Source organism: Microbacterium sp. MMO-56, assembly GCF_037146215.1.
Lineage (GTDB): Bacteria > Actinomycetota > Actinomycetes > Actinomycetales > Microbacteriaceae > Microbacterium.
In genome coordinates this window covers 1-25,795 of record NZ_JBBCVW010000019.1, presented here as the reverse complement: position 1 = coordinate 25,795, position 25,795 = coordinate 1, and the positions used below count along the sequence as shown (strand labels likewise).

Annotated in this window: 26 protein-coding genes and 1 riboswitch; of the genes, 15 read left to right on the top strand and 11 right to left on the bottom strand. The window is 73.1% G+C overall.

Annotation, left to right across the window (positions count from 1 at the left end):
• Positions 1-22: 22 nt before the first annotated feature.
• Positions 23-1,528 carry an ABC transporter substrate-binding protein gene (locus WFI00_RS15175; RefSeq protein WP_336633236.1) on the bottom strand — a complete coding sequence of 502 codons (1,506 nt, stop codon included), beginning with the start codon at positions 1,526-1,528 and terminating at the stop codon, positions 23-25.
• 141 nt (positions 1,529-1,669) lie between these two features.
• Positions 1,670-2,590 carry an alpha/beta fold hydrolase gene (locus tag WFI00_RS15170; RefSeq protein ID WP_336633235.1) on the bottom strand — a complete coding sequence of 307 codons (921 nt, stop codon included), beginning with the start codon at positions 2,588-2,590 and terminating at the stop codon, positions 1,670-1,672.
• A 72-nt stretch (positions 2,591-2,662) separates the two neighbouring features.
• Between WFI00_RS15170 and WFI00_RS15165 the strand changes: the two genes are divergently transcribed.
• The 3 genes from WFI00_RS15165 to WFI00_RS15155 are packed head-to-tail and all read left to right on the top strand — an operon-like array spanning position 2,663 to position 4,426.
• The gene (locus WFI00_RS15165) at positions 2,663-3,154 is read left to right on the top strand and encodes a carboxymuconolactone decarboxylase family protein (protein WP_336633234.1); all 492 of its coding nucleotides are present in this window, start codon (positions 2,663-2,665) and stop codon (positions 3,152-3,154) included.
• Positions 3,151-3,897: a tyrosine-protein phosphatase gene (locus WFI00_RS15160; protein WP_336633233.1), complete on the top strand. Its 747-nt coding sequence runs from the start codon at positions 3,151-3,153 to the stop codon at positions 3,895-3,897. The genes WFI00_RS15165 and WFI00_RS15160 overlap by 4 nt, the downstream gene beginning before the upstream one ends.
• Positions 3,898-3,937: 40 nt before the next feature.
• On the top strand, positions 3,938-4,426 hold the full coding sequence (locus WFI00_RS15155) for an SIP domain-containing protein (RefSeq protein ID WP_336633232.1): 489 nt from the start codon (positions 3,938-3,940) through the stop codon (positions 4,424-4,426).
• A 48-nt stretch (positions 4,427-4,474) separates the two neighbouring features.
• Here the strand turns inward: WFI00_RS15155 and WFI00_RS15150 are convergent, their stop codons facing one another.
• The 4 genes from WFI00_RS15150 to WFI00_RS15135 all read right to left on the bottom strand — a co-directional run bounded on the left by WFI00_RS15150 (position 4,475) and on the right by WFI00_RS15135 (position 8,723).
• Positions 4,475-4,924 carry a Fe-S oxidoreductase gene (locus tag WFI00_RS15150; RefSeq protein WP_336633231.1) on the bottom strand — a complete coding sequence of 150 codons (450 nt, stop codon included), beginning with the start codon at positions 4,922-4,924 and terminating at the stop codon, positions 4,475-4,477.
• Positions 4,921-5,796, bottom strand: a complete 876-nt coding sequence (locus WFI00_RS15145) for an arginase family protein (protein ID WP_336633230.1) — start codon at positions 5,794-5,796, stop codon at positions 4,921-4,923. The genes WFI00_RS15150 and WFI00_RS15145 overlap by 4 nt, the downstream gene beginning before the upstream one ends.
• Before the next feature lie 95 nt (positions 5,797-5,891).
• Positions 5,892-6,626, bottom strand: a complete 735-nt coding sequence (locus tag WFI00_RS15140) for a PspA/IM30 family protein (RefSeq protein WP_336633229.1) — start codon at positions 6,624-6,626, stop codon at positions 5,892-5,894.
• Between the two features lie 75 nt (positions 6,627-6,701).
• Positions 6,702-8,723: a TPM domain-containing protein gene (locus WFI00_RS15135; protein ID WP_336633228.1), complete on the bottom strand. Its 2,022-nt coding sequence runs from the start codon at positions 8,721-8,723 to the stop codon at positions 6,702-6,704.
• Positions 8,724-8,943: 220 nt separating this feature from the next.
• Here WFI00_RS15135 and WFI00_RS15130 point away from each other — a divergent pair, with 220 nt between their 5' ends.
• Entirely contained in the window at positions 8,944-9,786 is an 843-nt protein-coding gene (locus WFI00_RS15130) for a DUF3097 family protein (RefSeq protein WP_336633227.1), read from the top strand.
• An 18-nt stretch (positions 9,787-9,804) separates the two neighbouring features.
• Here WFI00_RS15130 and WFI00_RS15125 read toward each other — a convergent pair whose 3' ends face one another.
• Positions 9,805-10,167, bottom strand: coding sequence for a DUF202 domain-containing protein (locus tag WFI00_RS15125; RefSeq protein WP_336633226.1), 363 nt, complete (start codon positions 10,165-10,167; stop codon positions 9,805-9,807).
• 10 nt (positions 10,168-10,177) lie between these two features.
• Complete coding sequence (locus tag WFI00_RS15120) at positions 10,178-10,555, bottom strand: YidH family protein (RefSeq protein WP_336633225.1); 378 nt, start codon at positions 10,553-10,555, stop codon at positions 10,178-10,180.
• A 67-nt stretch (positions 10,556-10,622) separates the two neighbouring features.
• Here WFI00_RS15120 and trmB point away from each other — a divergent pair, with 67 nt between their 5' ends.
• From trmB to WFI00_RS15105, 3 genes are all read left to right on the top strand, one after another.
• A complete protein-coding gene (gene trmB, locus WFI00_RS15115) occupies positions 10,623-11,402 on the top strand; it encodes a tRNA (guanosine(46)-N7)-methyltransferase TrmB (RefSeq protein WP_336633224.1) in 780 nt (259 codons plus the stop codon).
• A 2-nt stretch (positions 11,403-11,404) separates the two neighbouring features.
• Positions 11,405-12,250, top strand: coding sequence for a CPBP family intramembrane glutamic endopeptidase (locus WFI00_RS15110; protein ID WP_336633283.1), 846 nt, complete (start codon positions 11,405-11,407; stop codon positions 12,248-12,250).
• Positions 12,251-12,294: 44 nt separating this feature from the next.
• A riboswitch (guanidine-III (ykkC-III) riboswitch) is annotated at positions 12,295-12,358 on the top strand.
• Positions 12,359-12,368: 10 nt separating this feature from the next.
• The gene (locus WFI00_RS15105) at positions 12,369-12,689 is read left to right on the top strand and encodes a DMT family transporter (protein ID WP_336633223.1); all 321 of its coding nucleotides are present in this window, start codon (positions 12,369-12,371) and stop codon (positions 12,687-12,689) included.
• An 11-nt stretch (positions 12,690-12,700) separates the two neighbouring features.
• Here the strand turns inward: WFI00_RS15105 and WFI00_RS15100 are convergent, their stop codons facing one another.
• Positions 12,701-14,776, bottom strand: a complete 2,076-nt coding sequence (locus tag WFI00_RS15100) for a bifunctional lysylphosphatidylglycerol flippase/synthetase MprF (RefSeq protein WP_336633222.1) — start codon at positions 14,774-14,776, stop codon at positions 12,701-12,703.
• Positions 14,777-14,855: 79 nt separating this feature from the next.
• Complete coding sequence (locus WFI00_RS15095; protein ID WP_336633221.1) at positions 14,856-15,062, bottom strand: hypothetical protein; 207 nt, start codon at positions 15,060-15,062, stop codon at positions 14,856-14,858.
• A gap of 178 nt (positions 15,063-15,240) precedes the next feature.
• On the opposite strand from WFI00_RS15095, the gene WFI00_RS15090 reads away from it, so the two are divergent.
• The gene (locus WFI00_RS15090) at positions 15,241-16,095 is read left to right on the top strand and encodes a sulfurtransferase (protein ID WP_336633220.1); all 855 of its coding nucleotides are present in this window, start codon (positions 15,241-15,243) and stop codon (positions 16,093-16,095) included.
• Between the two features lie 61 nt (positions 16,096-16,156).
• Here WFI00_RS15090 and WFI00_RS15085 read toward each other — a convergent pair whose 3' ends face one another.
• Complete coding sequence (locus WFI00_RS15085; RefSeq protein ID WP_336633219.1) at positions 16,157-16,876, bottom strand: GNAT family N-acetyltransferase; 720 nt, start codon at positions 16,874-16,876, stop codon at positions 16,157-16,159.
• Between the two features lie 140 nt (positions 16,877-17,016).
• Here WFI00_RS15085 and WFI00_RS15080 point away from each other — a divergent pair, with 140 nt between their 5' ends.
• The 7 genes from WFI00_RS15080 to WFI00_RS15050 all read left to right on the top strand — a co-directional run bounded on the left by WFI00_RS15080 (position 17,017) and on the right by WFI00_RS15050 (position 25,705).
• Positions 17,017-18,222: an LLM class flavin-dependent oxidoreductase gene (locus WFI00_RS15080; protein ID WP_336633218.1), complete on the top strand. Its 1,206-nt coding sequence runs from the start codon at positions 17,017-17,019 to the stop codon at positions 18,220-18,222.
• Positions 18,219-19,580: an NtaA/DmoA family FMN-dependent monooxygenase gene (locus WFI00_RS15075; protein WP_336633217.1), complete on the top strand. Its 1,362-nt coding sequence runs from the start codon at positions 18,219-18,221 to the stop codon at positions 19,578-19,580. Before WFI00_RS15080 ends, WFI00_RS15075 begins: the two co-directional genes overlap by 4 nt.
• Complete coding sequence (locus tag WFI00_RS15070) at positions 19,577-21,490, top strand: FAD/NAD(P)-binding protein (protein WP_336633216.1); 1,914 nt, start codon at positions 19,577-19,579, stop codon at positions 21,488-21,490. The genes WFI00_RS15075 and WFI00_RS15070 overlap by 4 nt, the downstream gene beginning before the upstream one ends.
• A gap of 245 nt (positions 21,491-21,735) precedes the next feature.
• Positions 21,736-23,352: an ABC transporter substrate-binding protein gene (locus WFI00_RS15065; protein ID WP_336633215.1), complete on the top strand. Its 1,617-nt coding sequence runs from the start codon at positions 21,736-21,738 to the stop codon at positions 23,350-23,352.
• A gap of 31 nt (positions 23,353-23,383) precedes the next feature.
• Entirely contained in the window at positions 23,384-24,355 is a 972-nt protein-coding gene (locus tag WFI00_RS15060; RefSeq protein WP_336633214.1) for an ABC transporter permease, read from the top strand.
• A 25-nt stretch (positions 24,356-24,380) separates the two neighbouring features.
• Positions 24,381-25,334, top strand: coding sequence for an ABC transporter permease (locus WFI00_RS15055; RefSeq protein ID WP_336633213.1), 954 nt, complete (start codon positions 24,381-24,383; stop codon positions 25,332-25,334).
• Complete coding sequence (locus WFI00_RS15050; RefSeq protein WP_336633212.1) at positions 25,331-25,705, top strand: ATP-binding cassette domain-containing protein; 375 nt, start codon at positions 25,331-25,333, stop codon at positions 25,703-25,705. The genes WFI00_RS15055 and WFI00_RS15050 overlap by 4 nt, the downstream gene beginning before the upstream one ends.
• Positions 25,706-25,795 lie beyond the last annotated feature (90 nt).

The window sequence follows — 25,795 nt, the reverse complement described above, 5'->3', positions numbered from 1 at the left end:
CCCTCGTGCCGGGCGCGCCGGGTCAGCTCTTCGCCAGCGCGGCGAGGTTCATGCGCTCGTTGACGTTCACGGACGGGAAGCCCGTGACGTTCGTGCCGACGGCGACGACGGAGGCCCCGTTGTAGAGCCAGTCGGCGGCCTGGTCCTCGGCGACGATGCGGGCGGCCTGCTTCAGCAGGTCGGCGGACGTGTCGGGGTCGGTGGCGCGCAGGGACTGCGCGTACAGGTCCTGCACCTTCGGGTTGTCGTAGGTGAAGTAGTAGTCCGGGTTCGCCCAGTTCTCGAAGTCGCGTGCCTCGGTGTGCAGGACGAAGCTCAGCTCGTAGTCCTTGTTGGTGTAGACGTTCTTGATCCACGTCGGGAACTCGACCGCGTTGACCTTCAGCGTGATGCCGACGTCGTTGAGGTTGGAGACCAGGATCTGCGAGACCGTCGTGCCGTAGAAGGAGGGGATCGTGAGGGTCAGCGTCGTTCCCTGCGCCCCGGCCTCGGCGAGGAGCTTCTTGGCCGCGTCGGGGTCGAACGGTGCGGTCGAACGGAGGTCCTCGTAGCCCGGGTCGAGCTCGGGGATCGGTCCGAAGAGGGTCTGGCCGGCACCGAGCGCCTTGACGATCGCATCGTGGTCGATGGCCTGGCGGATGGCCTGGCGCACCCGCTTGTCGGCGAGCGGTCCCTTCGTCGAGTTCATCGCGAGGGTGCCCTTGTCGGTGGACTTGCCCACGACGACCGCGAAGTCGCCGTTCGCCTCCACCTGGTCCTCGAGGTTCGCGTCGAAGCCGGTGACGACGTCGAGCTCGTGCGCGAGAGCACCGTTGAGGGCGGCCTGGTTGTCGGGGATGAAGTCGAGGACGACCTCGGCGACCTGGGCCTTCTCGCCCCAGTAGGCGTCGTTGCGGCTGAGCGTGATGGACGCGCCCTGCTTCCAGTTGTCCAGCTTGTACGGGCCGGTCCCGTTCGCCGCCGTCTTGCGGTCGATCGTGTCGCCCTCCTTGAGGACGACACCGGCGCGACCGGTGAGGTTCCACAGGAGCGTCGAGTCCGGCTCGCCGAGGGTGAGGACGATGTCCTGTCCGTTCGCGGCGATCGAGGTGACGCCGGCCAGCCGCGCCGAGTCCCGGAAGGAGGGGGTGTCCTTCACCTGCTGCAGCGACCAGACGACATCCGCCGGGGTGAGCGGCGACCCGTCGTGGAACGTGACGCCCTCGCGCAGCGTGAAGGTGTAGGTGAGGCCGTCGTCGGAGACGGTGTGGCGGGAGGCGAGCGTGTCGACGATCTCCTGGTCGGGAGTGCGGGAGACGAGACCCTGGTAGACGTTGTCGATGAGGATCTGGTCCAGGGCGGCCCCCGCCGTCTCGCGGATGTCGAGGTTGCCCGGCTCGGCGACCAGGCGCACGGCGACGGAGGCGGCGGGGTCGGCGGGGCCGGCGGTGGCCGTGGGGTCTGCAGCGGTGCCGCCGGAGCAGGCGCTGAGCAGCAGAGCGCCGGCGGCGACGAGCGCGGCTGCGGCGACGGTGAGGCGGCGAGGCATGAGGAGGTTCCTTTCGCAGGGGCGGGCGGCGGGCATCGGGTTGCTGTCCCGCCCGTCCGTGGACTCGGTGCGGGTTACAGCCTAGGCTCCCGGCGCGTGCCCCCGGTCATCCGCCGTCATCTGTGACGAGAGGGGGCGACCTCACGCATCGACGACGTCGCGCACGAGCGCGGCGAGCGGGACGGGCAGCTCCTCCTGCACGTTGTGGCCCGAGGGGACGACGAGGATCGCGGCGTCGGGCAGGCGGGAGCGGAAGGCGTCGGCGTCCTCCGCGGTGACGAACCCGCGTTCGCCGCGGACGAGCGTGATCGGCGCGCGCACCGCCGCGAGGTCGTCCCAGCCGGACGCCGAGAGGGCGCCGCGCATCGCCGCGCGCTGCGCACCGGCGGCCGCGGCCGCAGCCGGGTCCTCCGTGAGGGTGTGGGCGAGATGCGCGAAGTGGTGCTTCCACTCGACCCGCCCGTCGGCGCGCACGCGGGAGTTGAGGTGCACGCCGCGCGTGGCGGCGTCGCGCGTGCCGCCGAGGCCGAACGAGAGCGCCCGCTCGACGAGCTCGTCGCGGCTCGCCCAGTCGGTCGGCCCGGCGAAGAAGGCGGCGATCTGCGCGGCGTCGCCGTCGGGATCGATCCCCGGGGTGATGTCGACGACGACCAGAGCCCGGACGAGCTCGGGATGGGCGGCGCCGAGGGCTGCGGCGGTGAGACCTCCCAGCGACTGGCCCACCACGACCTGCGGCGCATCCGTCCACGCAGCGATCGCCGGGGCGACGTCCGCGGCGAGGGTCCGCCCGGTGTAGGCCGCGTCGTCCCGCCAGGACGAATCGCCGTGCCCCGGCAGGTCGATCGCGAGCGCCGGCAGACCGAGCGCGAGGACGGTCGAGTCCCACGTGTGGGCGTTCAGGCCGGCCCCGTGCAGGAAGGTGACCACCGGGGCGTCCTCCCCGTAGCGCAGCGCGCTGACGACGCGACCGTCGTCGAGGGTGTGGGAGAGGCGCCGGATCGGCGGGGCGCCGACGCCCAGATCACGCGCCTGCGCGTCGAAGAAGGAGAACTCGTCGTCCATCCCGCCATTGTGGGGCACGCGGCGACGCGTCGGCACCCTTTCCGGCCGGCGGCGCGTGATTAGGGTGGAGGCATGACCGTCGAGCGCCGCGTCCATCTGTCCCGTTCGGCCCGCCCCGCCTACGACGCCCTCGAGGCGTTCTCGCAGACCGTCGGCCGCATCGCGGCGGAGGCCGGCGTCGACGATCGGCTGAAGGAGCTCGCCCTCATCCACTCGTCGCAGCTGAACGGATGCGCGTACTGCGTGCGGGTGCACGTCGACCGCGGCGTCGCGGCCGGTCTCACCGCCGACGAGATCGCCCAGCTGGCGACGTGGCGCGAGTCCGGGGTGTTCTCGGCGCGGGAGCGGGCCGCCCTCGAGCTCGCGGAGAGCTACGTGTACATCCACGAGGAGGGCATCCCCGACGATGTGTACGACCACGTCGGCGGCATCCTCAGCGAGCAGGAGTACGTCGCGCTGAGCTGGCTGTTCGTCTCCATCAACGCCTTCAACCGCATCACGATCGCCGGCAAGTACCCCGTGCCCCCGCGCCGGGGCGAGCGCGACGCAGCCGCGCCGGCGTGACGCCCACGGATGCCCCGGTGATCGCCGGGGCGATGAACTTCCGCGACGTCGGCGGGCTGGCGGCGGGCGACGCGGTCACGCGGCGGGGGATGCTCTACCGATCGGGGAACCTCGCACGGGTGACTCCGGAGGGCGTCGCGACCCTCCGGCGCCTCGGCATACGTCGCATCGTCGACCTGCGCGAGGACGACGAGATCGCCGGCGAGCCGAGCCGGCTCGCCGGTCTGGACGCGGAGACGGTGCGCGCACCGCTCTTCCTCGGGTCCACCTCGTCGTTCTTCATCGACGACCTCTCCCTGTCCGAGATGTACCGCGGCCTCGTCGACGGCGCCCCGGATCGGCTCGCCGCGGTCGCGCGCGCCGTGCTCGCGGGAGGGCCCGTGCTCGTCCACTGCACGGTCGGCAAGGATCGCACCGGGGTGGCGGTGGCGCTCATCCTCGAGGCCGTCGGCGTCGACCGGGAGGCCGTGATCGCCGACTACGCGCGCACCGAGTCCCTGCTCCCGCCCGAGCGCAACGCCCGCGTCCTCGCGTATCTGCGCGCGCTGCATCCGCACTCCCGACACCTCGAAGACCTCGCGACGCGCTCGCCCGCGCACGTCATGCGGGAGACGCTCGAGGACATCGACGCGCGATTCGGCTCGGCCGCGGAGTATCTGTGTGCGCACGGGGTCTCGGCCGCCGAGCTGGACGATCTCCGGGTCGCGCTGGTGACCGGCGGACCCACGCCCGGCGAACTCTGAGGTAAGGCTCGCCTAAAGAGGGCGTATGATGGGGTTCATCATGGCCACCTTGATCGAGCACGCCGTCGCCCACGACGCCGCCGCCTGCCGTGCCTCGCGGCACGCGCGCGTCCAGCAGCTCATCACGGCGGACGAGACGTCGCTCATCGAGCTCGAGACTCTCATCGCGACGCTTCCGATCTGCTCCACGGGCCGCGTGTTCGTCGAGGTTCCCGATGCCTCCTGGATCGTCGACCTCGCCGTGCCGGCCCGCATGATCGTCACCTGGCTCGACCGGTCGCGCCGCGGCGGCGACCCCGGCACGGGTCGCGCCTGCGCGCCGGGTCAGGCCCTCGTGCGCGCCGTGACCGCGTGGGCCGACGAGATGCTCTGCGCCGAGGGCGACGTGCCCGCCGCGCGGACGGGCATCCATCTGCTCGGCGGCTTCCTGGGCACGGCGGACATCGCCGACCATCTCACGGAGGTCCTCGGCGTCGACGAGGCCTCGGTGCACACGCCGGAGCGTTTCGGCCTCGCGACCGCGCACTGACCCGCGTCGGGCACTGAGCCGCGCCGCGCATCCCGTCCTCGTCCGCCGTCAGCTGCCCCGCGGCACGTAGTTCCCGTCCTCGAGCCCCGCGAGGATCTCGAAGCGGTTCGTCAGCGGGTTCCGACCCGCGAGCAGGTACAGCACCGGCATGAGGAATCCGTACCGGCGCCACTGACGAGCGTGCACCGCCTCGTGCCGGAGCACGTCGTCGGTCACCTCCGCCGACCCGGTGAGGTAGCAGCCGCCGACGCACACCCCACCGCGGCCGAAGGTCCACTCGGGCATCCCCGTGAAGACCCACAGGCCGGCGCGTCGCTCGACGCGACCGGTCGACCACAGCCCGCCCCAGCTCCACCCCACCGCCGTGCCCCACGCGTACCCCAGAAGACTGATCGGCGAATCGAGCAGCACGGACGGGATGACGCGGTCGATCGCCGCCCCGCGGGAGACCGCCCGGGCGGCACGTTCCCGCCAGCCGGCGGGCGGGCGGGCGATCACGCGAGCGCCCCCACGACCCGCAGGATCGTGCCGAGGTCGTCGACGGCGGCGGCGGGCGACGCGGGGGCGAACCCCGCGATCGAGGCGCCGGCGAGCGGCAGGACCGTGCGGACGGCGCGGATCGCGCCGACGAGGTCGTCGAGCGACAGCCCGAACGGCACGGGAGAAGCGACGCCGGAGATGACGGCGGGGTCGAGGACGTCGAGGTCGACGTGGATGTGGACCGCCGTCGCGCCCGAGCCCGCCAGGAGGGCGACCAGCGCGCCGGCGTCGGCGAGGTCGTCCACGCCGAGATGCGCGATGCCCGTCTCGGCGAGGGCGGCGCGCTCGGGCGGATCGAGTTCGCGTGCGCCGGCCAGCACGACGCGGTCGGGGGAGACCCGGCCGCCCGCGTCCGCGGCGGACAGCGGCAGCGGCTCGACGACCGCGCGCAGGGCCATCCCGGCGAACGCGCCCGAGGGCGACGAGTCCGGCGTGTGCAGGTCGCCGTGCGCGTCGAACCACACGACGGCGAGCAGATCGTGCCGCGCCGCCGCGTGGGCGATCGCGGGCACGGCGACCCCGCAGTCGCCGCCGACGACGATCACCGGCTCTGCGGAGCGGGGGTCGGCGGGGGAAGGGTCCTCGGCGTCGGGGGAGCCCGTGGCATCGGTCCGATCGAGGGCGTCGCCGAGCGCATCCCGCGCGCGCAGGAGCGAGCTGAGCCGGCGGATCCCCGTGTCGAGGGATTCGCCGGCGGAGGCCGGCACCTCGACGCGCATCGTCCGCTGTCGCGGCAGATCGCCGGCGATCGCCTCGGCGCCGTCGACGAGCTGCATGGCGCGCGCGGACGGCGAGCCCTGCCACTGCGGCACCACCACGAACCGGGTCATCCCCTCATCCTCCCACCGTCCTGCAGCGCCGACGCGAGACCGCCCGTATGTCACGCTTCGCGGAGCGGACATACGGGCGGTCTCGCGTCAGGGGGTCACTGCTCGATCGCGGCGGCGGGCGTGCCGCTCTTCAGCGCGGCCAGGCGCGCCTCGACCTCGGTGAGCTCGCCGACGTCCTCCAGCTGGTTGAACTGGGCGTCCAGCGACGACGCGGCGATCTCCGCCTTGCCGGCGGCGAGCGCCTCCTGGCGGCGGACCTTGTCTTCGAAGCGGCCGATCTCGCTCGTCGGGTCCATGACGTCGATCGACTTGACGGCGTCGTGCACCTTGTTCTGGGCCTCGGCGGTCTTCGCGCGTGCGAGCAGCTCGCTGCGCTTGGACTTGAGCTCCTCGAGCTTCTGCTTCATGCCGTTGAGGCCGTCCTTGAGCTTGTCGACGACCTCCGTCTGCGACGCGATCGTGGGCTGGACGGCCTTGGCCTCGTTCTCCTCGCTGATCTGACGCTGCAGGGCGATCTTGGCCAGGTTGTCGAACTTGTCCGCATCGGCGGTGTTGCCCGCCCCGCGCAGCTCATCCGCCTTGCGGCTCGCGGCGAGGGCCTTGTTGCCCCACTCCGCGGCGGCCTTCACGTCCTCCTCGTGGTCGCGCTCGAGCAGGCGCAGGTTCCCGATCGTCTCGGCGATCGCCGATTCGGCGTCGGCGATGTTGTTGGTGTAATCGCGCACGAGCTGGTCGAGCATCTTCTGCGGGTGTTCGGCGGAGTCGAGCAGCGCGTTGATGTTCGCCTTCACGAGCGTCGAGATGCGGCCGAAGATGGACTGCTTTGCCATCGGTTTTCCTTTCCTAACGGGATGTTCCCAGGGGAGCGTGGGGTCGTGGACGGTCGGTGGTGCGGTCGGGGGCGGTCAGAATCGGCCTCCTCCGCGGCGGCTGCGCGTGCCGCCGCCGCCGAAGCTGCCGGGGCCCATGCCGCCCGAGCGGCCGCCGCCGGAGCGGCCTCCGCCCCCGAGCATGCCGCCCATGCCTCCGCCTCGGCCGCCGCCGCTCAGCAGCGAGTTGATGACGATGCCGCCGAGGACCGCGCCCATGACGTTGCCGCCGCCCCCTCCGCCGCCGAGCATGCCTCCGCCCTGGAAGGCGCCGACGTCGTTCTGGGCGAGACGGATGGCCTGCGCCGCGAGGTCGTTGGCGCGCTGCGCGAAGGACAGCGCCTGGGCGGGATCGCTCTGCTGCAGCTGGCGGGCCTGGACGAGCGAGGCGCCGGCCTCGGCGAGGCGGGTGCGGGCGTCGGCGCCGATCGCGCCGCGACGCGAGGTGATGAAGTCCTCCGCGGCGGAGACCTGCCCCTGCGCCTGGGCGAGCAGCGCGTTCAGCTGCTGAGCCGCGCGCTGCGCCCGCTCCTGCGCGTCGCGGACGCCGGCCAGGGCCGCATCGATCTCCGTGTTGGCCGCGCCGAGCGACTCCCAGGCGGCGATGGGGTTCTTCTCGTCGCCTCGGAGCAGGGCGCCCGCCGCGTCGGTCCGGGCGCGCGTGCCCGCCACCACGGCGGCGAGGCGGCCGTCGGGGTCGGGCATCCCGCTCGCCGCGGCCATGTCGTGCTCGAGCTCGGCGACGAGCGCCGCGGCGTCCGTCTCGGCCCGGGCGAGGTCGGCGCCGAGCTTGCCGATGGCGGCGTGGAGCAGGTCGGCCTGGGCGACCGCGTCCTCGGCCGCGCGGATGTCGACGGCGGCGGCGGCGCCCGCGGCGGACCCGATCGACTGCTCCGCCGAGGTCAGCCGCTCCTGCGCGAAGGCGAGGTCCTGCGCCGCCTGCGCGGGGTTCCCTGCCACCGTGGCGAGCGCCGCCGGAGCGTACGAGCGCTGCAGCGCGGCGAGGGCGTCGGCGGCGGCGGAGGCCTCCGCCGCCACGCGCGTGCGCTCCGCCCGCACCCGGGCGAGGGCTTCGGGGGCGTTCTGCTCGAGTCGGCGCAGGTCGTCGAAGGCCTGTGCCTTCTCGTCGAGACTCGTGTTGGCCTGCTCGCACAGCTCGAGGATCCGCGCGTTCCACGAGCGGATGTCGCTCTCGCTGTCGGGGATCTCGTCGTCGAGCTGCTGCTTGAGCCGGAACGCCTCGTCGAGGCCGTTCTTGGCCTGGGCGAGCACCTGGGAGAACTCCTCCGCGATCGCGTCACCGAACTGGGCGCGGGCGAAGCCCAGCTCCTGCTCGCTGGTGCGGATCGCGTCGTCCGTCTGGACGAGCGCGGAGGACGCCCGCTGCGCGAGCTCTTCGGTGGACACCCCTGCGAGAGGGTCGGGCGGTCCGTCGCCCGCCCGGACGGCGGCGGTCTTCGCGCGGCGGGAGCGCACGACGATCCACACCAGCAGCGCACCGAGGGCGACGAGCACGACGACGAGCAGGATGGGGAAGATCGCGCCCGCGGGTGACGCCGGCGCTCCCGACCCGCCGTTGACCGCATCCGCGAGGCCGTCCGCCGCGGCTGTCGCGGCGCCCTCCCAGTCGCCGGCCGCGAGAGCGGGCTGGATGCGCTGGTTCTCGATGGTCCCGAGCTGGTCCTCGCTCACGGGCCCCACGGACGAACCGGACAGGTAGAACTGGCGGCCGTCGGTGGAGACGGCGAGGAGGTACTGCGTCGGACCGAGCCCGTTGAGGTCGGCGGTCTCGGTCGCCCAGTCCTCGGCTCGGGACGGGTTCGTGAAGGTCGGCACGTACACGACCCACAGATCGACCCCCGAGCTGGCGTGGAGCGAGCGCAGCCGGGTGTCGAGGGCGGTCTCTTGCGCATCGGTGAGCACGTCCGACGTGTCGAGCACCCGCGATCCCTGCAGGGTCACCGGATCGGTGGCGAAGGCCGCGCTCGCACCTCCCAGGACACCGCCCAGCACGACGGCCAGCGCGGCCGTCAGGGCCAGAATCACACGCGAGCGCACGCCTTTTCCCTCCGTTGCGGGCCGCGGTGGGCCCTCTCCGATCCTATTCCGGGCGGAGCATGCGACGGTAGGCCGCGGCCCGTGAATCCGCCCAGCCCGACGGCCGGCGGACGTCCGGCGCACGCTCGGCGGACGTCCGGCGGACGAGCCCCGGCGAAATCGAGCGTCGCTGCCGGGGCGTCGACGCGGCGCCGGATAGGGTGGCGCCTTCGGAGGCGACATGGGAAACGACGGGTTCGACCGGTACGGGGGCGACGTCCTCGCGGCGGGATGGCGCGAGGCGGGACGGCGCGCGGTGCGGGAGGTCCCGGCGCAGGCGGATCTGGTCGTGGAGGTGGCCGTCGACGGCTTCTGCGGCGCCGTCACCCGCGTCCAGTCCGGGACGGTGGAGCTCGAGGACCGCAGGGGCGGACGCCGCCTGTTCCCCCTCGGCGGGGGCTTCCTCATCGACGGCGAGGCCGTGCGCCTCGTCGCTCCGCGTGCGGCACCCACCGGGCCCGCCCGCACGGCGTCGGGCTCCTTCGCCGCCCCCCAGGCGCGCGCCCGCGTGGCTCGGGCCTCGCGCATCCTCGTGGAAGGCCGCCACGACGCGGAGCTCGTCGAGAAGGTCTGGGGCGACGATCTGCGCGTCGAAGGCGTCGTCGTGGAGTACCTGCAGGGGGTCGACCTGCTCGAGAGCGTGCTGCGCGACGAGCCGCCGGGCGAGGGACGGCGGTACGGCGTCCTCGTGGATCATCTGGTCCCCGGCTCGAAGGAGTCGCGCATCGCCGAGGCCGTGGCGCGCGGGCCGCACGGTGCGCACGTGCGCATCGTGGGACATCCGCACATCGACGTCTGGGAGTGCGTGCGGCCCTCCTCGCTCGGGATCCCCGCCTGGCCGACCGTGCCCCGCGGCATCGAGTGGAAGGTCGGGGTGAGCCGCGCGCTCGGCTGGCCCGCGGAGGACCAGGCCGACATCGCCCGGACCTGGCAGCGCATCCTCGCGTCGGTGCGCAGCTACCGCGACCTCGATCCGGCGCTGCTCGGACGCGTCGAGGAGCTCATCGACTTCGTCACGGCCTGATCCGCGGCGGGCTCTCGCTCAGCGCTGCAGCGCGCCCGCCACCACGATGCCGAGGGCGGAGACCGCCGCGACGAAGGCGAGAAGCGCCATCGCGGCGACCGCCGGTCCGCCCGTCAGCGGGGCGCGATCACCGTGGGCCTCCAGGCGCCGCGTCATCGCGAGGTAGCGCCGACGGGCGCCGATCCACACGACGACGGCCGCCGCGAAGCCCGCGACACCGAACAGCGCCCACCACGGATCGCCGAGGACGACCGGCAGCAGCCGCGCCGCCACGAGCGAGCCGAGGGCGATCGTCAGCGCGGAGCGCCGCCACGCCAGCTCGGTGCGCTCGGGCTGGAGGCCGGCGTCCCAGGGTTCGGTCGGCGCGGAGCGGGTGGTCATCCGCGCGGCCTCACGCCAGCACGATCGCGAAGAGGATCAGCACGCCCGCCGCGCTCACCGCGGCACCGATGACCGGCCCCAGCGGGGAGGAGGGGAGGGGTCGGTCCTGCCGGAGGGCGCGTTCGGTGCGCATCCATCCGAACCACGCGACGACCGGGACCAGGACGCTCGCGGCCACGAGCACGAGGGATGCGGCGAGGCGCAGACCGGGATGCAGGGGCAGCCCGAGCAGCTCGAGGGCGACTCCGCCGGCGAGGAGGGCCAGCGACGTGCGGATCCACGCGAGGAACGTGCGTTCGTTGGCGAGGGTGAAGCGCGCGTCGGGCTCCGTGCCGACGCCGTAGACGGAGCGGGGGAAGCGCCGGGCCGGGGCGAAATCGTGGTCCACGTCCACGATCCTACGGACGGGACGCCCGATGCCCTCCGCGTCGCCCGGCGCCCGATAGCCTGAGAGGATGCCGGATGCCACCCCCGACACCGCCCCGGACGACGGTGAGGCGCGCCGCTTCCGCGAGGCGCCCGTCTCGTTCGTACGCCGCAGCGGCCGGATGAGCGACGGGCAGGAGCGCGCGTGGAGCGAGCTCTCCGCCGTCTACGCGATCGACGTCGAACGCGCTCGGGCGGCGACCAGCGTCCGGCCGGGGAGGATGATCGACCCCGCCGAGGTCTACGGCCGTTCCGCCCCGCTGGTCGTCGAGATCGGATCGGGCCAGGGGCACGCGATCGTCCACGCCGCCGCGAGCCGCCCGGAGGTGGACTTCCTCGCCGTCGAGGTGTTCCGCGCGGGGCTGGCCCGCACGATGCTCGACGCCGACCGCGCCGGGGTGCGCAACCTGCGGCTCGTCGAGGCGAACGCGCCCGAGGTGCTCGAGCACCTTCTGCCGGAGGCCTCCGTCGACGAGGTGTGGGTGTTCTTCCCCGACCCGTGGCACAAGTCCAAGCACAACAAGCGCCGCCTCATCGCGCCGGCCTTCCCGCCGATCGCCGCCCGCGCGCTCCGGGACGGCGGTGTGCTGCGTCTCGCCACGGACTGGGAGGACTACGCCGTGCAGATGCGCGCGGTCCTGGGGGAGGCCGATGCGTTCGCGCCCGCGTTCGAGGGCGCGTGGGCTCCCCGGTACGAGGGGCGCACGATGACGGCGTTCGAACGCAAGGGGATCGCGAAGGGCCGCGCCATCCGCGATCTCGCCTACCGCCGGGTCGACCGCGCCGACGGCGTCCCCGGCCACCCGTGAGGATGGGCTCCGCCGACGGCTCCCGCACCCTCGCCCCGGTGCCCGGTCTCGCGGCGGCGCTCGTGTGCCTCGCGGCGCCGGCGTTCTTCGTGCTGCTGATGCCGTGGCTGGGCTGTGCGCTCCTCGTCGGCGGCGTCGGTGTCGCGGCGGCGGCGGAGCGCGGCCGGATCTCCGCGCCCGCCCCGTCGCTCGCCCGCGATCTGTCGCTCGTCTCGCTCGGGATGCTCATCGTGAGCACCATGTCGCTGGAGGCCAAGCTCGACACGGCGTCGATGGTGCGCTTCACGCTCGTCCTGGGCGGCGCCGTCGTCGTGCCCTACGCGGTCTCGCGGTGGGTGTACCGGGACCGCGCGATCCGCTTCCCCTGGCGCGGCGGTGGCCGCTGGCGCCCCTGGCAGTGGGCGTGGCTGTGCGCCGTGCTGGTGCTCGGCTGGCTGATCCTGCCCTTCTACTTCCTGACCTCGGGGGTCTATCGCAACTGGCCCGTGGTCGACACGCCCGAGCTCGTCGGGCGCCTGTTCGTCGGCGTGGGCGCCGTCGGGATCTGGGACGAGCTCTTCTTCATCTGCACCGTGTTCGCGCTCCTGCGCCGGCACCTGCCCGACGTGGCGGCCAACGTGCTGCAGGCCGTCGTGTTCGTGTCCTTCCTGTGGGAGCTCGGGTACCGGTCCTGGGGGCCGCTGCTCACCGTCCCGTTCGCGCTGCTGCAGGCGGTCATCTTCCTGCGCACGAGATCGCTGGCGTACGTCGTGACGGTGCACCTCCTGTTCGATGCCGTCGTGTTCGCCGTGCTCGTGCACGCGCACAACCCCGGCCTGCTGGACCGGCTGTTCCTCGTCTCGCCCTGAGCGGCGGTGCCCGGCTCGTGCCCAGGCGGCCGCGCTAGAGTGGCCGCGGGCCCCGACCGGGCCCCCGGACGAGGGATCAGTACCCGGTGAGCGACAAGACTGGCCGGAAGGTCACGTCATGTCGTGGGTCGTCCTCATCGTCTCCGGTGTCCTCGAAGCGGTCTGGGCGACCGCGCTGGGCAAGTCGGAGGGTTTCACCCGACTCGTCCCCTCCCTCGTGTTCGCCGTCGCGCTGCTGGCGAGCATGGGCGGTCTCGCGTGGGCGATGCGCGAGATCCCCACCGGCACCGCCTACGCCGTGTGGGTGGGCATCGGCGCCGCCCTGACGGTCGGCTACGCCATGATCACGGGCGACGAGGGCGTCTCCCTCGTCCGCATCCTCCTGATCCTCGGGCTCGTCGGATGCGTCGTCGGGCTGAAGCTCGTCGGCGAGCACTGACGCGGGGGAGGTCAGTCCGAGCCGCGGACGAGCTCCAGTCCCGCGCGCGCGAACTGCCGCGTCGTGGCATCCGGCAGGAACGCCCGCGTGAGCGCCGCACCGATCCGAGGCAGGTCCGCCTCGTCGCGGAAAAGGAGGTACAGCGTCTCGTAGCGAGGCTGGAACTTGGCCTTGAAGCGGTGCAGGGACTGGAAGCCGTAGACCGGCTCCAGTCCGTCCGACAGTCGCGAGCTGAGCGCCGCCAGCACGCTCGCCTCCGGCGGGTACTCGTGCGCGAGCGGAGCGCCGGACAGCGACATGATCTCCGCGCCCTCGTCGCGGAACGCGACGGCGGACGACGCGATCAGGTACTCCATGACGGGGCCGAAGCCGCCCTCGCGGCGCCGCATGAGATCGAGCGTCCAGCCGCGCACTCCGCCCTCGCCGTGGACCGGCAGCCAGGAGAGGAAGCCGTCGACCGTCCCGTGCGGGTCGATCGCGAGGGCGATGCGCACCTCCGGGTCCTCGGCCTCCAGCAGGGTCCCGAGCGTGAACCGCATCTCGGGCAGGTCCTTGTCGCCCACCCACTGCTCGGAGATCGCGCTGAGCTGCGTGCGCACGCCCCAGGGCTCGTCGCGCAGCCGCGTCAGCCGGAAGGTCATGCCCTCGCGGGTGGCCTTGTTCAGCGACGTGCGCACCGAGTTCCACGCCTTGCCGGTGAACGCGAGGCCGGGAAGATCCACGATCGTGTCGTCGGCGACGACGAGCGAGCGCCACGTCTCCGGGACGGCGGCGCGCGTCTGCTCGCCCGCGCTGAAGAAGCACGGCACGAGCCCCGAGTGCTCCGCCTCGTGGATGAACTCCGCCACCGATCGCGCCCGCCCCGCCTCCGGGCCCAGCGGATCGGCGAGGGCGATGACCGTGCCCACGCGCTTCTGGAACGTGACGATGCCCGTCGACGTGCGGAAGTAGTCGTTGCCCTCCCACGAGGTCATCCACGACAGCGTCCCGCCGCCCGAGGAGCGCAGGAGGGCGGTCGCCTCCTCCACCGTCGGCTCGTCGCCCGATCCGAGCGTCGTGCGGCGGTGGCGCGCGAAGGCTCCCCGGACGCTCACGAGATAGACGAGCATCACGAGCGAGAGCAAGCCCGCGCCGATCTCGAGCGAGACCTCTCCGAGCATCTCGAAGTCGACGTCGAACTCGCGCACGATCGGGAAGAGCAGGGCGAGCCCGACTGCGCTCAGCACGTTGATCGTCATCAGCAGGAGCGCGACGATCCACGCCCAGCGGCGGGCCTGGAGCAGGCCGTTGGCGATCACGATCACGACGACGACGTCGACGGCGGTCGACCACCAGCTCCCGTCGAGCGGATCGGTCGCGCCGAACGGACCGTCGGTGGGCACCAGGGCGAGGATGACCTCGATCGCCACGAAGACGAGCATCCCCAGGAAGGCGATGAAGCGCTGTTCGCGGACGGTCGCCCGCTGCGGCCGCAGGGTCCGGTCGACCACGAGGATGAGGAGCACGGCGAACACGTCCTCGAGGTCGGCGACCGTGCCGAACACGAGGACGCCCACGATGATGGCGGTGAGGAAGACCATCCAGGCCCGCGTGCGCCAGGGCGCCGGGGCGATGCCGATGAGAGCCGCGACGCACGCGAGGGCGCCCGCGCTCGGGCCGACGTCGAGGGCGCTCGCCGTCTCCTGCACCCATCCCCACTCGGTGAACATGCGCAGGACGCTCAGCAGGAGCGCCGTCGCGAAGATCCCGAACAGCTGGCCGATCCAGAAGTAGGCGAGCGCGGCGCGGGTGCCGCGCAGGTATTCGAGCGCACCGACGGCCGCGATGCCGAGCAGAGTGGGCAGGTACACCCACGGCTCCACGACGAGGAACGTGCCCGCGACCGGGGTCCACCAGCGGCCCTCGTCGAAGGCGACCAGACCGTACGCCCAGGTGTCCATCCCGGCGCTCTCCACGAACGGCTCCCAGAGGCCGCGCGAGACCACACCGGCGACGAGAAGGATCGCGAGCAGGACGAGCGTGCCCGGTGTGCGCCGGAGGACGGCCGTCACGCCTCGTGGGCGCGCCGGAACCGGGGAGGGGGTCATGCCCCCACGCTACCCAGAGCGGGGAGCACCTCGCGAGCGTGCCGCGCCGTCGGGCGCGTCTCGCACGGGCGGCGCGCCGTCACAGCCGTGCGAGCAGGGCCGGTCCGAACGCCAGGAGCGCCGCGACCGGGATCACCAGCAGGGCGAGGGCGACGATGCCGATCACACCGACGAGCCCGAGGATCGACAGGACCGTCGCTCCGCCGGCGGAGACCCGGTCGCGCAGGCGGGGGCGCGCGACGGGGACGGAGCGGGTGGCGGGCACGGAGACGCTGACGGTGGCCATGTCTCGACGCTACGAAGCGCGGCCGGTCCGCCGCATCGCCCCGGGGACGGAGCGGTATCCGTCTGCAGGATGATCTCGCGTCCCCCGGCCAGGTCCTGTGAGTCGCCGTCTTTCCTCCTGTTGCGAATGGTTTCATCGCGACTCCCTCCGGACGCCCCCGGGGGATCACGCTGGACAGATGTCACACCTCATCGACGCGACCGCCGTCCGCGCGGCGATCGATGCGTCGAGACCGGTCCGGCTCCTCGATGTGCGATGGAGGCTCGACGTGCCGGAAGGGCGGCCGGCCTACCTCGCGGCGCACCTCCCCGGTGCGGTGTACGTGGATCTCGAACGAGACCTCTCGCGCCCGGGTCACCCGGAGGAGGGGCGCCTGCCGCCCCCCGGCCGGGAGCAGCTGCAGCGTGCCGCCCGACGGTGGGGGATCGACGCGGGCGACCTCGTCGTGGCGTACGACGACAACGACTCCGTCGCCGCGGCTCGGGCGTGGTGGCTGCTGAGGCCGCGCGGAGTGGACATCCGTGTGCTCGACGGAGGTCTGCGCGCGTGGGTCGCCCAGGGCTACCCGATCGCCGCGGCGGACGTTCAGCCCTCTCCCGGGGACGTCGTCCTCGGGGAGGACGAGCCGCCCACCGCGGACATCGAGTCGACCGCGCGCGCCCACATCTCGGGCGCTCTGATCGATGTCCGCTCCGCCGCCCACTATCGGGGCCTCGCGGGCGGATCGGACCCCGTCGCCGGGCACATCCCCGGTGCGATCAACCTCCCGACGAGCGCGTACATCCGCGAGGACGGGACGCTCGAGCCGCCGGAGGTCGTCCGCGACGCGCTGCACAGGAGCGGCGTCGACCCGCGCGGTCCCGTCGTGCTGTACTGCGGCACGGGGGTCGCCTCGGCGCATTCCGCTCTCGCCCTGGCCACCGCGGGGATCTCCGCGACCGTCTACGCGGGCTCCTGGAGCCAGTGGGCCCGGGATCGTCGCCGGCCGGTGGCCGTCGGCCCGAAGCCCGCGGGCGCGTACCACGGGTGGTGACCTGGTCGCGGGCGGGCGCCGTCCTCTCCGGGATCGGCGGCGCGCCGCCGGAGCGCCTCGTTCAGCCCGGTGCGCGCACGGAGCTGAAACGGGTGCGCCGTCGCAGGGCGAACCCGAGCCGCTCGTACGCGGCGATCGCGCCCGTGTTCGACGCCGCGGCGTGCATCAGCGCCCGGTCGCCCCGCTCGTGGATGTGGAAGGCGACGTCGAGCACCAGCCGCGACGCGAGGCCCTGCCGGCGGTGGTCCTCGTCGACGGCCACGGCGCTGATCTCCGTCCACCCTTGCGGGTGCAGGCGCTCGCCCGCCATCGCGACGAGGCGCCCGCCGCGACGGATGCCGATGTAGCGGCCCAGCTCGATCGTGCGGGGTCGGAACGGGCCCGGCTGGTTCCGCTCCACGAGCGCCAGCATCTCGGACACGTCGCCCTCGTCGAGGACGACGGCCTCCGCGTCCGGCCGTGGCCGCAGCTCCGTCGTCTCGACGAGCTGCACGCCCTCGGCGCCGCCGAGCACCGTCCACCCTGCGGGCGGCTCCCCGTCGAACCCGGAGGCCCCGAAGCCCTCGCCCGGCGCCAGGATCTCGCGGAGGGCATCCCACACCGCCGGCTCGTCCCAGGAGCGCACGGCGACGAACGGGGAGACCTCGTCGGGGTAGCGGCGGGCGAGCTCCCCGCCGATCGCGAAGGCCGCGTGCGGACCGGTGAGCGATGACCAGGGGGCGTTGTCGAGCGCGGTCTCGTCCGCGGAGGACGGACGGGCGGCGGGTGGGGCGGACGTCATCCGTCCACTGTCCGCGGTCGGAGAGCGGATCGCAAAGCGGAGGGGCGTCGCCCGTGCCCAGATGACGTCGGATGACCGGGTGCGACGCCGCGTGTCGTCACGGATTGATCCGTGCGCGAGCGGCGCCGCACAGTGGCGTCATGACAGACACGGTGCATCTCGCGATCGCCCTCGACCGCGCCGGGTGGCATCCGGCCGCCTGGCGAGACCCCTCGGCCACGCCCGCCGAACTCCCCTCGCCGGCCTACTGGCGACGGCTGGTGCAGACGGTCGACCGAGCGGGGCTCACCCTCGCGACGATCGAGGACGCGCTGTCGCTCCCGGACCGCTTCGAGACCTCCGAGCCGCTCGCGCCGGGCCGCGTGCGCGGGCGGCTCGACGCCGTGCTGATCGCGTCGTACGTCGGGCCGCTGACGCAGCGGATCGGGCTCGTGCCGACGGTCACGACGACCCACACCGAGCCGTTCCACGTCGCGACCGGCATCCAGACGCTCGACTTCGCGAGCCGCGGCCGTGCCGGGGTGCGCCTCGTCGCCGGGGCCTCGGCCGCCGAGCGCGCGAACTTCGGGCGGCGCGGCGACGGCCCCGACGCGCTTCCCGCGTCCGGCCGCGTCGAGGACTCGCCCGCGCTGGTCTCGGCCTTCCGCGAGGCGGCGGAGGTCGCCGAGGTGCTGGACCGGCTGTGGGACTCGTGGCAGGACGACGCGATCGTCCGCGACGCCGCCGCGGGGCTCTTCCTGGACCCCGACCGCGTGCATCCGGCCGGGTTCCGAGGCGAGTACTTCTCGATCGAGGGCGCGTCGATCGTTCCCCGCTCGCCGCAGGGGCGCCCGCTCATCACGGTGCTCGCGCACCAGAGCATCCCCTATCGGCTCGCCGCCGAGCACGCCGACGTCGTGTTCGTCACGCCGCACGACGAGACCTCGGCCACCGGCATCCTCGCCGAGCTCGACCAGGCCGTCGCCGAGCGTCGTCAGGGCCGCGAACGGCTGCGCGTGTTCGCGGACCTCGTCGTCCTGATCGAGGAGACGGCCGCGGCCGCGCGCGCCGCGGCCGGGCGGCTCGACGACCTCGCCGGCGCCGCCTTCGTCTCCGACGCACGCTACGTCGTCGGCACCCCGCTGCAGGTCGTCGACGAGATCCGCGCCCTCGCCGAGGCCGGGGTCGACGGCGTCCGCCTGCGGCCCGCGCGTCAGCCGCGCGACGTCGTCGCGATCGCCGAGCGCGTCGTGCCGCTGCTCGATTCCTTCGGCGGCCTCGTCCGTGACGACCGCGTGTCCCTGCGCGGGCGGCTCGGCCTCGAGCGGCCCGCCGCCCGCCGCCACCGAGAGAGAGTCTCCGCATGAGCCGTCGCCGCATCCACCTCGCCGCCCACTTCCCCGGGGTGAACAACACGACGGTATGGAACGACGCCCATTCGGGCAGCCAGATCGACTTCTCGTCCTTCGAGTACTTCGGGCGCACCGCCGAACGCGGCCTGTTCGACTACGTCTTCCTCGCGGAGGGGCTACGGCTGCGCGAGCACCGTGGCCGGATCCACGGGCGGGACGTCGTGGGGCGCCCGAACACGCTGTCGATCCTCGCGGCGCTCGCGGCGGTCACCGAACACGTGGGCCTGGTGGGCACGCTCAGCACGACCTTCAACGAGCCGTACGAGCTCGCTCGGCAGCTCGCGACGCTCGACTGGCTCTCGCAGGGCCGCGCCGGGTGGAACGCCGTCACGAGCTCCGACGCGTTCCATGGCGCGAACTTCCGTCGCGGCGGCTATCTCGACCACGCCGACCGGTACACCCGCGCGGCCGAGTTCGCCGAGCTCGCGAAGAAGCTGTGGGACTCGTGGGCGGACGGCGACGTCGTCGCCGACGCCGCGACGGGCGAGTTCCTGCGCGCGGGGTCGCCGATCCCGGTCCGTCACAGTGGCGCCCACTTCGACGTCGAGGCGCTGTTCGACGTGCCGCGCTCGCCGCAGGGCCGGCCGGTCATCGTGCAGGCCGGCGACTCCGCCGACGGTCGCGACTTCGGGGCCTCGCACGCCGACGTGATCTTCTCGCTCCATACGGCGTTCGAGGATGCCCGCGTGTTCTACGACGACGTCAAGGGGCGCCTGGCGGCGTTCGGACGCGACGAGGAGTCGGTGAAGATCCTGCCCGCCGCCACCTTCGTCATCGGTGACACCGCCGACGAGGCGCGCGAGCGCTCGCGCGAGATCGCGCTGCAGCAGGTGCGACCCGAGACCGCCCTCACCTACGTCGAACAGGTGTGGGGCCGCGACCTGAGCGGGTACGACCCGGACGGGCCTCTGCCCGACGTCGACCCCGACACGGGCGCCGAGTCCGACCACGGCTGGGCGAACCGGCATGCGGCCGTCCGCAAGCGGATCGCGACGCTGCGCGAACTCAGCGAGAGCGAGAACCTCAGCATCCGCGAGGTCGTGATCCGACTGACGGCGAGGCACACCTTCGTCGGCACACCGTCGCACATCGCGGCAGAGATCGATCGCTACGTGCAGGGGCGGGCCACCGACGGTTTCACGATCGTCGGCCACCTCACCCCGCACGGCCTCGACGAGTTCGCCGACCGCGTCGTCCCGCTCCTGCAGGAACGGGGCTCGTACCGTGAGGCGTACGAGGAGGGCGCGACGCTCCGCGACCTGCTCGGACTGCCCGCCGTCCACCCCGTCGATGCGGGCATCGCCGCGCGATGACCGCGCGACTGGTCATCGTCGGCGGCGGCCCGCGGGCGGTGATGCTGCTCGAGCGGCTGATCGCCCGCGCCGACGTCGGCAGCGATCTGCGGATCGATCTCGTCGATCCGCACCCGGTCGGCGGAGGCCGCATCTGGCGACGCGCGCAGTCGCCGCTGCTCAAGCTCAACTCCATGGCCCAGGACGTGACGGTCTTCACCGACGAGAGCTGCACGATCGCGGGGCCGATCGTCCCGGGGCCGTCGCTGATCGAGTGGGTGGAGGAGTGGCGCCGGGGTGCGCTGCCCGAGGTCGACATCGACGACGAGGTCGTGGCCGCCGAGGCACGGAGCCTCCGCGGCGACGGCTTCCCGACGCGCCGGCTGCAGAGCTACTACCTCGAGTGGTTCGCGCGCCGGGTGATCGCGTCCGCTCCCGCGGGGATCGTCGTCCGCACCCACCGCGACACGGTCGACGCGGTGCACGTTCGCGGCGCGGGATGGGCGGTCGAGCTCGCCTCGGGGCGCTCGCTGGCGGCGGACGTCGTCGTCTACGCGCTGGGGCACATCGGCTCCGAGCCGGAGTCGACGCCTCTCGCCGACGCCGCACGGCGCGCGGGACTCCTCCACGTGCCGCCGGCGTTCACCGCCGATCTCGACCTCGACGGCATCGCGCCCGGCGCGGACGTCCTGGTCCGGGGGATGGGGCTCGCGTCCGTCGACCTCGTCGTGCTGCTCACGCAGGGTCGTGGCGGGCGGTTCGAGCGGACAGACACGGGCCTGCGCTATCTGCCCTCCGGGCGCGAGCCTCGCCTCCACCTCGGTTCGCGCCGCGGCGTGCCGTACCGTTCGAAGGTGTCGTCGCGCCTGCGCGGGGACACCCCGCGGCGCGACGTCCTCACGCCCGCCGCGATCGCCGCTCTCGCGGCGTCGGAGGGCGACGCGCCCCCGCTGGACTTCCCGCGCGACGTGTGGCCCCTGATCGCGAGCGAGCTGCTGCACGGACACTACCGCGAGCTGTTCACGGGACATCCCGACCGCGTCTCGGGCACCTGGGAGCGGGCGCGAAGCCTGCTCGGCGCCCACGCCTGGGACGACCCCGCCCTGCACGCCGCCCTCGCCGGCCTCGTCCCGGATCCGCTCGACCGGCTCGACATCGACGAGCTCGATCGGCCGCTGGCGGGCGCGCGATTCGGCGACGGCGACGAGGCGCACGACGCGGTGGTGGCGCACATCCGGCGAGACCTGCACCTGCGCACGTCCGACGAGCGCAGCCCCGCGCAGGGCCTGTTCGTCGCCGCGCTCCTCTCCTTCCTCGCCGTCAGCGAGATCCCCGCCGAGCGATGGACCGCGCGCTCGCGCGCCGAGACGCTGCCCGTCCGCTGGCACACCTTCTTCAGCTACATCGCGAGCGGGCCGCCCGCGCACCGCCTCGAGGAGCTGCTGGCCCTCGCCGACGCCGGGATCGTCCGCTTCCTCGGCCCCGATGTCACGGTCGGCATCGAGGCGGATGCCCGCGGTGACGCCTCATTCACGGCATCCGGCCCGTCGGTGCCCGGCGGGACACAGGCCCGCATCGCGGTGGATGCCTGGCTGCCCGACTCCGACGCGGAGGCGAGTCTCAGCCCCGTCCTCCGGCAGCTCGCGAGCGTGCACGGCACCACTCTGCGGGTCACCGACGGGGACCGCACCGCTCGCATCGGCCGCGTCGTGGTCGACGCCGACGGTCGCGTGGTCCGTCGCGACGGCTCGGCGCACGAGGCGCTCTTCGCCCTCGGCCCGTTCACGACGCATCCGGAGGGCGGCGCCTTCACGCGTCCGCGCAGCGACGCCCTGTCCTTCCGCCAGACCGATCGCCTCGCCGGCGTCCTGCGGGACCGGCTGCTCGTCGCCCCCGCTCGACGGTCCGCCCTTCCGACCGCCCGCACCTGACGCGCGAACTCCGCAGGATGACACGTCCTCCGCACGCGTTCCGCGAATCGCTTGCGGAGTTCGCGCCGATCTGCGGAGTACCTGGCGTCACCGCGTGCGTCGATGTGACGTCGTGCGTCGTCATGTTGAGCATCATGACGGCGGATTGAGTCTCGTGACACGACGTCGTGCGCCGCCGGGCGCCCCCGGAGAACCTGGAGGCCGGGAGCGCAGCATCCCGTCCCTCACACAGCTTGGAGTCACCCATGTCCCACACCCGATCCCGCGCCGCGGCGCTGACCGCCGCCGGGGGAGCGCTGGCCCTCGTGCTGACGGCGTGCGCCGGCGGCGCGCCCGCCGCCGCCCCCACCGCCTCGTCCGCCGCCGCCGTCCCCGGCGGCAACCTGACCTTCGCGATCTCGGTCGACAGCCAGTGCATCGACCCGCAGCAGGTGGGCAACAACGACGCCATCGCGATCGCCCGGCAGACGGTCGCCTCGCTCACGACGCAGGATCCGGCGACGGGCGAGATCCTGCCGTGGCTCGCCGAGTCGTGGACGGTCAACGACGACGCGACCAGCTTCACGTTCACCCTCCGCGACGGCGCGACGTACGCCGACGGCGCGCCGATCGACGCCGCCTCGGTCAAGACGAACTTCGAGGCGATCCAGGCCCTCGGGGCGAAGGCCTCGCTGGGCTCGTCGTACCTCGCGGGACTGACGGGCATCGAGGTGCCGGACGCGAGGACCGTCACGGTCGACTTCTCCGCGCCGAGCGCGCAGTTCCTGCAGGCGACGTCGACGTTCTCGCTGGGGCTCCTCTCGCCTGCGACCGCAGCGGTCGGTCAGGCCGACCGCTGCCTCGGGAACTACGTCGGCTCGGGCCCGTTCTCGGTGAAGAGCTACACCCCGAACCAGGGCGCGGTGCTCGAGCGCCGCACGGGATACGCGTGGGCGCCGCCCACCGCCGCGCACACCGGCGACGCCTATCTCGACACGATCACCTACGTCGTGATCCCGGAGTCGGGCAACCGCACCGGCAGCCTGCAGTCGGGTCAGATCGACGCCACCACCGGCATCGCCCCCACCGACGAGCCGCTGTTCCAGACCGACGGGTTCTGGACCCTGAACCGGGCCAACCCGGGTGTGGTGTACAACCTGTACGCCAACCAGTCGACGCCGACGCTCGCCGACAAGGCGGTGCGCCAGGCGATCCAGAAGGGCATCGACCGAGCCCAGATCACGGCGTCGCTGCTCGGCCCGGAGGACACTCCCGCGGTGTCGCCGCTGTCCTCCTCGACCCCTTCGTTCACCGATCTGAGCGACGTGCTCGTGTACGACCCCGCGGCGGCCGAGAAACTCCTCGACGGCGCCGGGTGGACCGTGGGGCCCGACGGCATCCGTCAGAAGGACGGCGAGAAGCTGAGCTTCCTCGTGACGTACTGGCAGTCCCCCAAGGAGGTCCTCGAGCTCGTCCAGCAGCAGCTGCGCCAGATCGGCGTCGACCTGCAGCTGAAGTTCGCCGCCTTCGCGGACGTGCAGGCGGCGCAGGCGAACGGCGACTACGACTTCAGCTACGGCAACCTGACCCGAGCCGATCCGGACGTGCTGCGGACCATCTTCTCGTCGCAGGGGACGAACAACTCGACACGGCGTACGGCGGTCGAGCCGATCGACGAGCTGCTGGCCGAGCAGGCGTCGATCACCGACCGCGCGGCGCGCCAGAAGGTCGTCGACGAGGCCGCGACGCTGCTCGTCACCGACGCGTACTCGATCCCGATCTACCAGCTGTCGACGACGATCACCGCCGCGAAGAAGGTCGCCGGCCTCACCTTCGAGGCGTCGAGCCGGCTCGACTTCTACGACGCCTGGATCGCGGAGTGACCGCGTCTTCCGCGGAACAGAGGTGACGACCATGAGGAACGAGATCGTGTGGCTGCGCTACATCGGCAGGAGGATCGGCCAGGGAGTGCTCGTGCTGTGGGCGGCCTACACGGTCTCGTTCCTCATCCTGTACCTCCTGCCGGGCGATGCGGCGACCCTGTTCGCCGGGGGAGGCGATCAGGCCGCCCTCGACCCCGAGCTCGTCGCGACGCTGCGCAGCGAGCTCGGGCTCGACCGGCCCCTGTGGGAGCAGTACCTCACGGCGCTCGGCCGTGCACTGACCGGTGACTTCGGGCTCTCCACGCAGACAGGGCGCCCCGCATCCGCGCTGCTGATCGAGGCTCTCCCGCCGACCCTCGCCCTCACCTCGCTCGCGCTGGCGCTGTCCATCCTGCTCGGGGTGGGCCTCGCGCTCGCGGCCTCGCTGGCGCGGCCCGTGTGGGTGCGGAACATCCTGTTCTCGCTGCCGCCGATCGGGGTGTCGATCCCGGTCTTCTGGATCGGGCTGCTCCTGCTGCAGGCGTTCTCGTTCCGGCTGCGGCTGTTCCCCTCCGTGGGCGATGCGGGGCTGGTCAGCCTCGTGCTGCCGGCCCTCACGATCGCCATCCCCTCGGGCGCCTTTGTCGCGCAGCTGCTCGCCCGCAGCCTGCGCTCCACCCTGGCCGAGCCGTACGTCGAGGTGGTCCGGGCCAAGGGGGCGACCGAGGCCCGTGTCCAGCTGGGGCACGCGTTCCGCAACGCCGTGATCCCGACCCTCACGATGCTCGGCGTGCTGGTCGGCGGGCTCCTGTCGGGCGCCGTCGTCACCGAGACGGTGTACTCGCGCCTCGGCATCGGACGACTCGTCGTCACGGCGGTGAACAACCGCGACGTGCCGGTCGTGCAGATCGTGGTCGTCTTCGCCGCCCTCGTGTTCGTCCTCGCCAACCTGCTCGTCGACCTGGTCTACCCGCTCGTCGACCGCCGCATCACGCTCGCCCGCAGCGCGCTCGCCGTCGCGTGAGCCCCGACATCCGAACGGAGCACCCATGACGCTCGACACGGCGCTCGCCGCCCCCGACCACGCACACGTCTCGACGCGCGCGTCCCTGCCCGCCGAGCCCGCGGTGACGGATGCCGGGACCCCGGTCCCTGCGCCCGTCGCCGCGGCCGAGGCGCGCCGCCCGTCGCGCGTCCGGTCCTTCCTTGCCCAGCCTTCGCTCGTCCTGTCGATCCTCGTGCTCGTCCTGGTCACGCTGTGGGCTCTCGTCCCGACCTGGTTCACGGCGTGGGACCCGATCGAGGGGGTTCCCGCCGACCGGCTCCAGCCGCCGAGTGCGAACCACTGGTTCGGCACCGACAACCTCGGGCGCGACCTCTTCGCGCGTGTCGTGCACGGGTCGGCGACGTCGCTCGCGGCCACGAGCGTCGCGGTCGTCGTCGGCCTCACGGTCGGGTCGCTGTTCGGGCTGCTCGCCGGGTTCCTCCGCGGCATCGTCGACGACGCGATCATGCGCTTCATGGACGTCCTGCTCGCGATCCCGAGCCTGCTGCTGTCCCTCGCCCTCATCACGGCGCTCGGCTTCGGGACGCTGAACGTCGCCGTCGCCGTGGGCCTCGCGAGCATCGCCTCGTTCTCCCGCGTGATGCGCGCCGAGGTCCTCTCGGTCGCCACCGCCGTCTACGTCGAGGCGGCGCGCGTCGCCGGGGTGCGGTGGTACACGATCCTGCGCCGTCACGTGCTGCCCAACGCCTCGGGACCGGTCGTCGCCCTCGCGGCCCTGGAGTTCGGCGTCATGGTGCTCGCCATCTCGTCGCTGTCCTTCCTCGGCTTCGGCGCCCCTCCGCCCGCCCCCGAGTGGGGGTCCCTCGTCGCGGGAGGCCGGGACTACCTCGCCGTCGCCTGGTGGCCGACGACCCTGCCGGGGCTGGTCATCGTCGCGGTCGTGCTGTCGGCGAACCGCATCTCGCGGGCGATCGAGCGCAACGGAGGACGCCGATGAGCGCGCTGCTCGAGGTCGAGGGCCTCACCGTCTCGTACACGGTCGACGGGCGCTCGCGCACCGCGGTCGACGGCGTCGGCTTCACCGTCGACCGCGGTGAGATCGTCGCGATCGTCGGCGAATCGGGCTCGGGCAAGAGCACGACCGCGCACGCCGTGCTGCACCTGCTCGCAGGCAACGCGACGGTGGATGCCGGCACCTTCCGCTTCGACGGCGAGGATCTGTCCGCGCTCTCGCCCCGCGCCTGGCGCGACGTGCGCGGGCGGCGGATCGGGCTCATCCCGCAGGATCCGGCGACGAGCCTCGATCCGGTCCAGCGGATCGGCCGACAGGTCGGCGAGCCGCTCGTCATCCGGCTCTGCGCATTCTAGGTGGGGGTGAGGGGGTCAAGTCCGCCGGCGATCAGGAGCATGCGGAGCCGGTAGTTGTCGTAGTTGGTGAAGCCGCGGGCGATCCGGCGG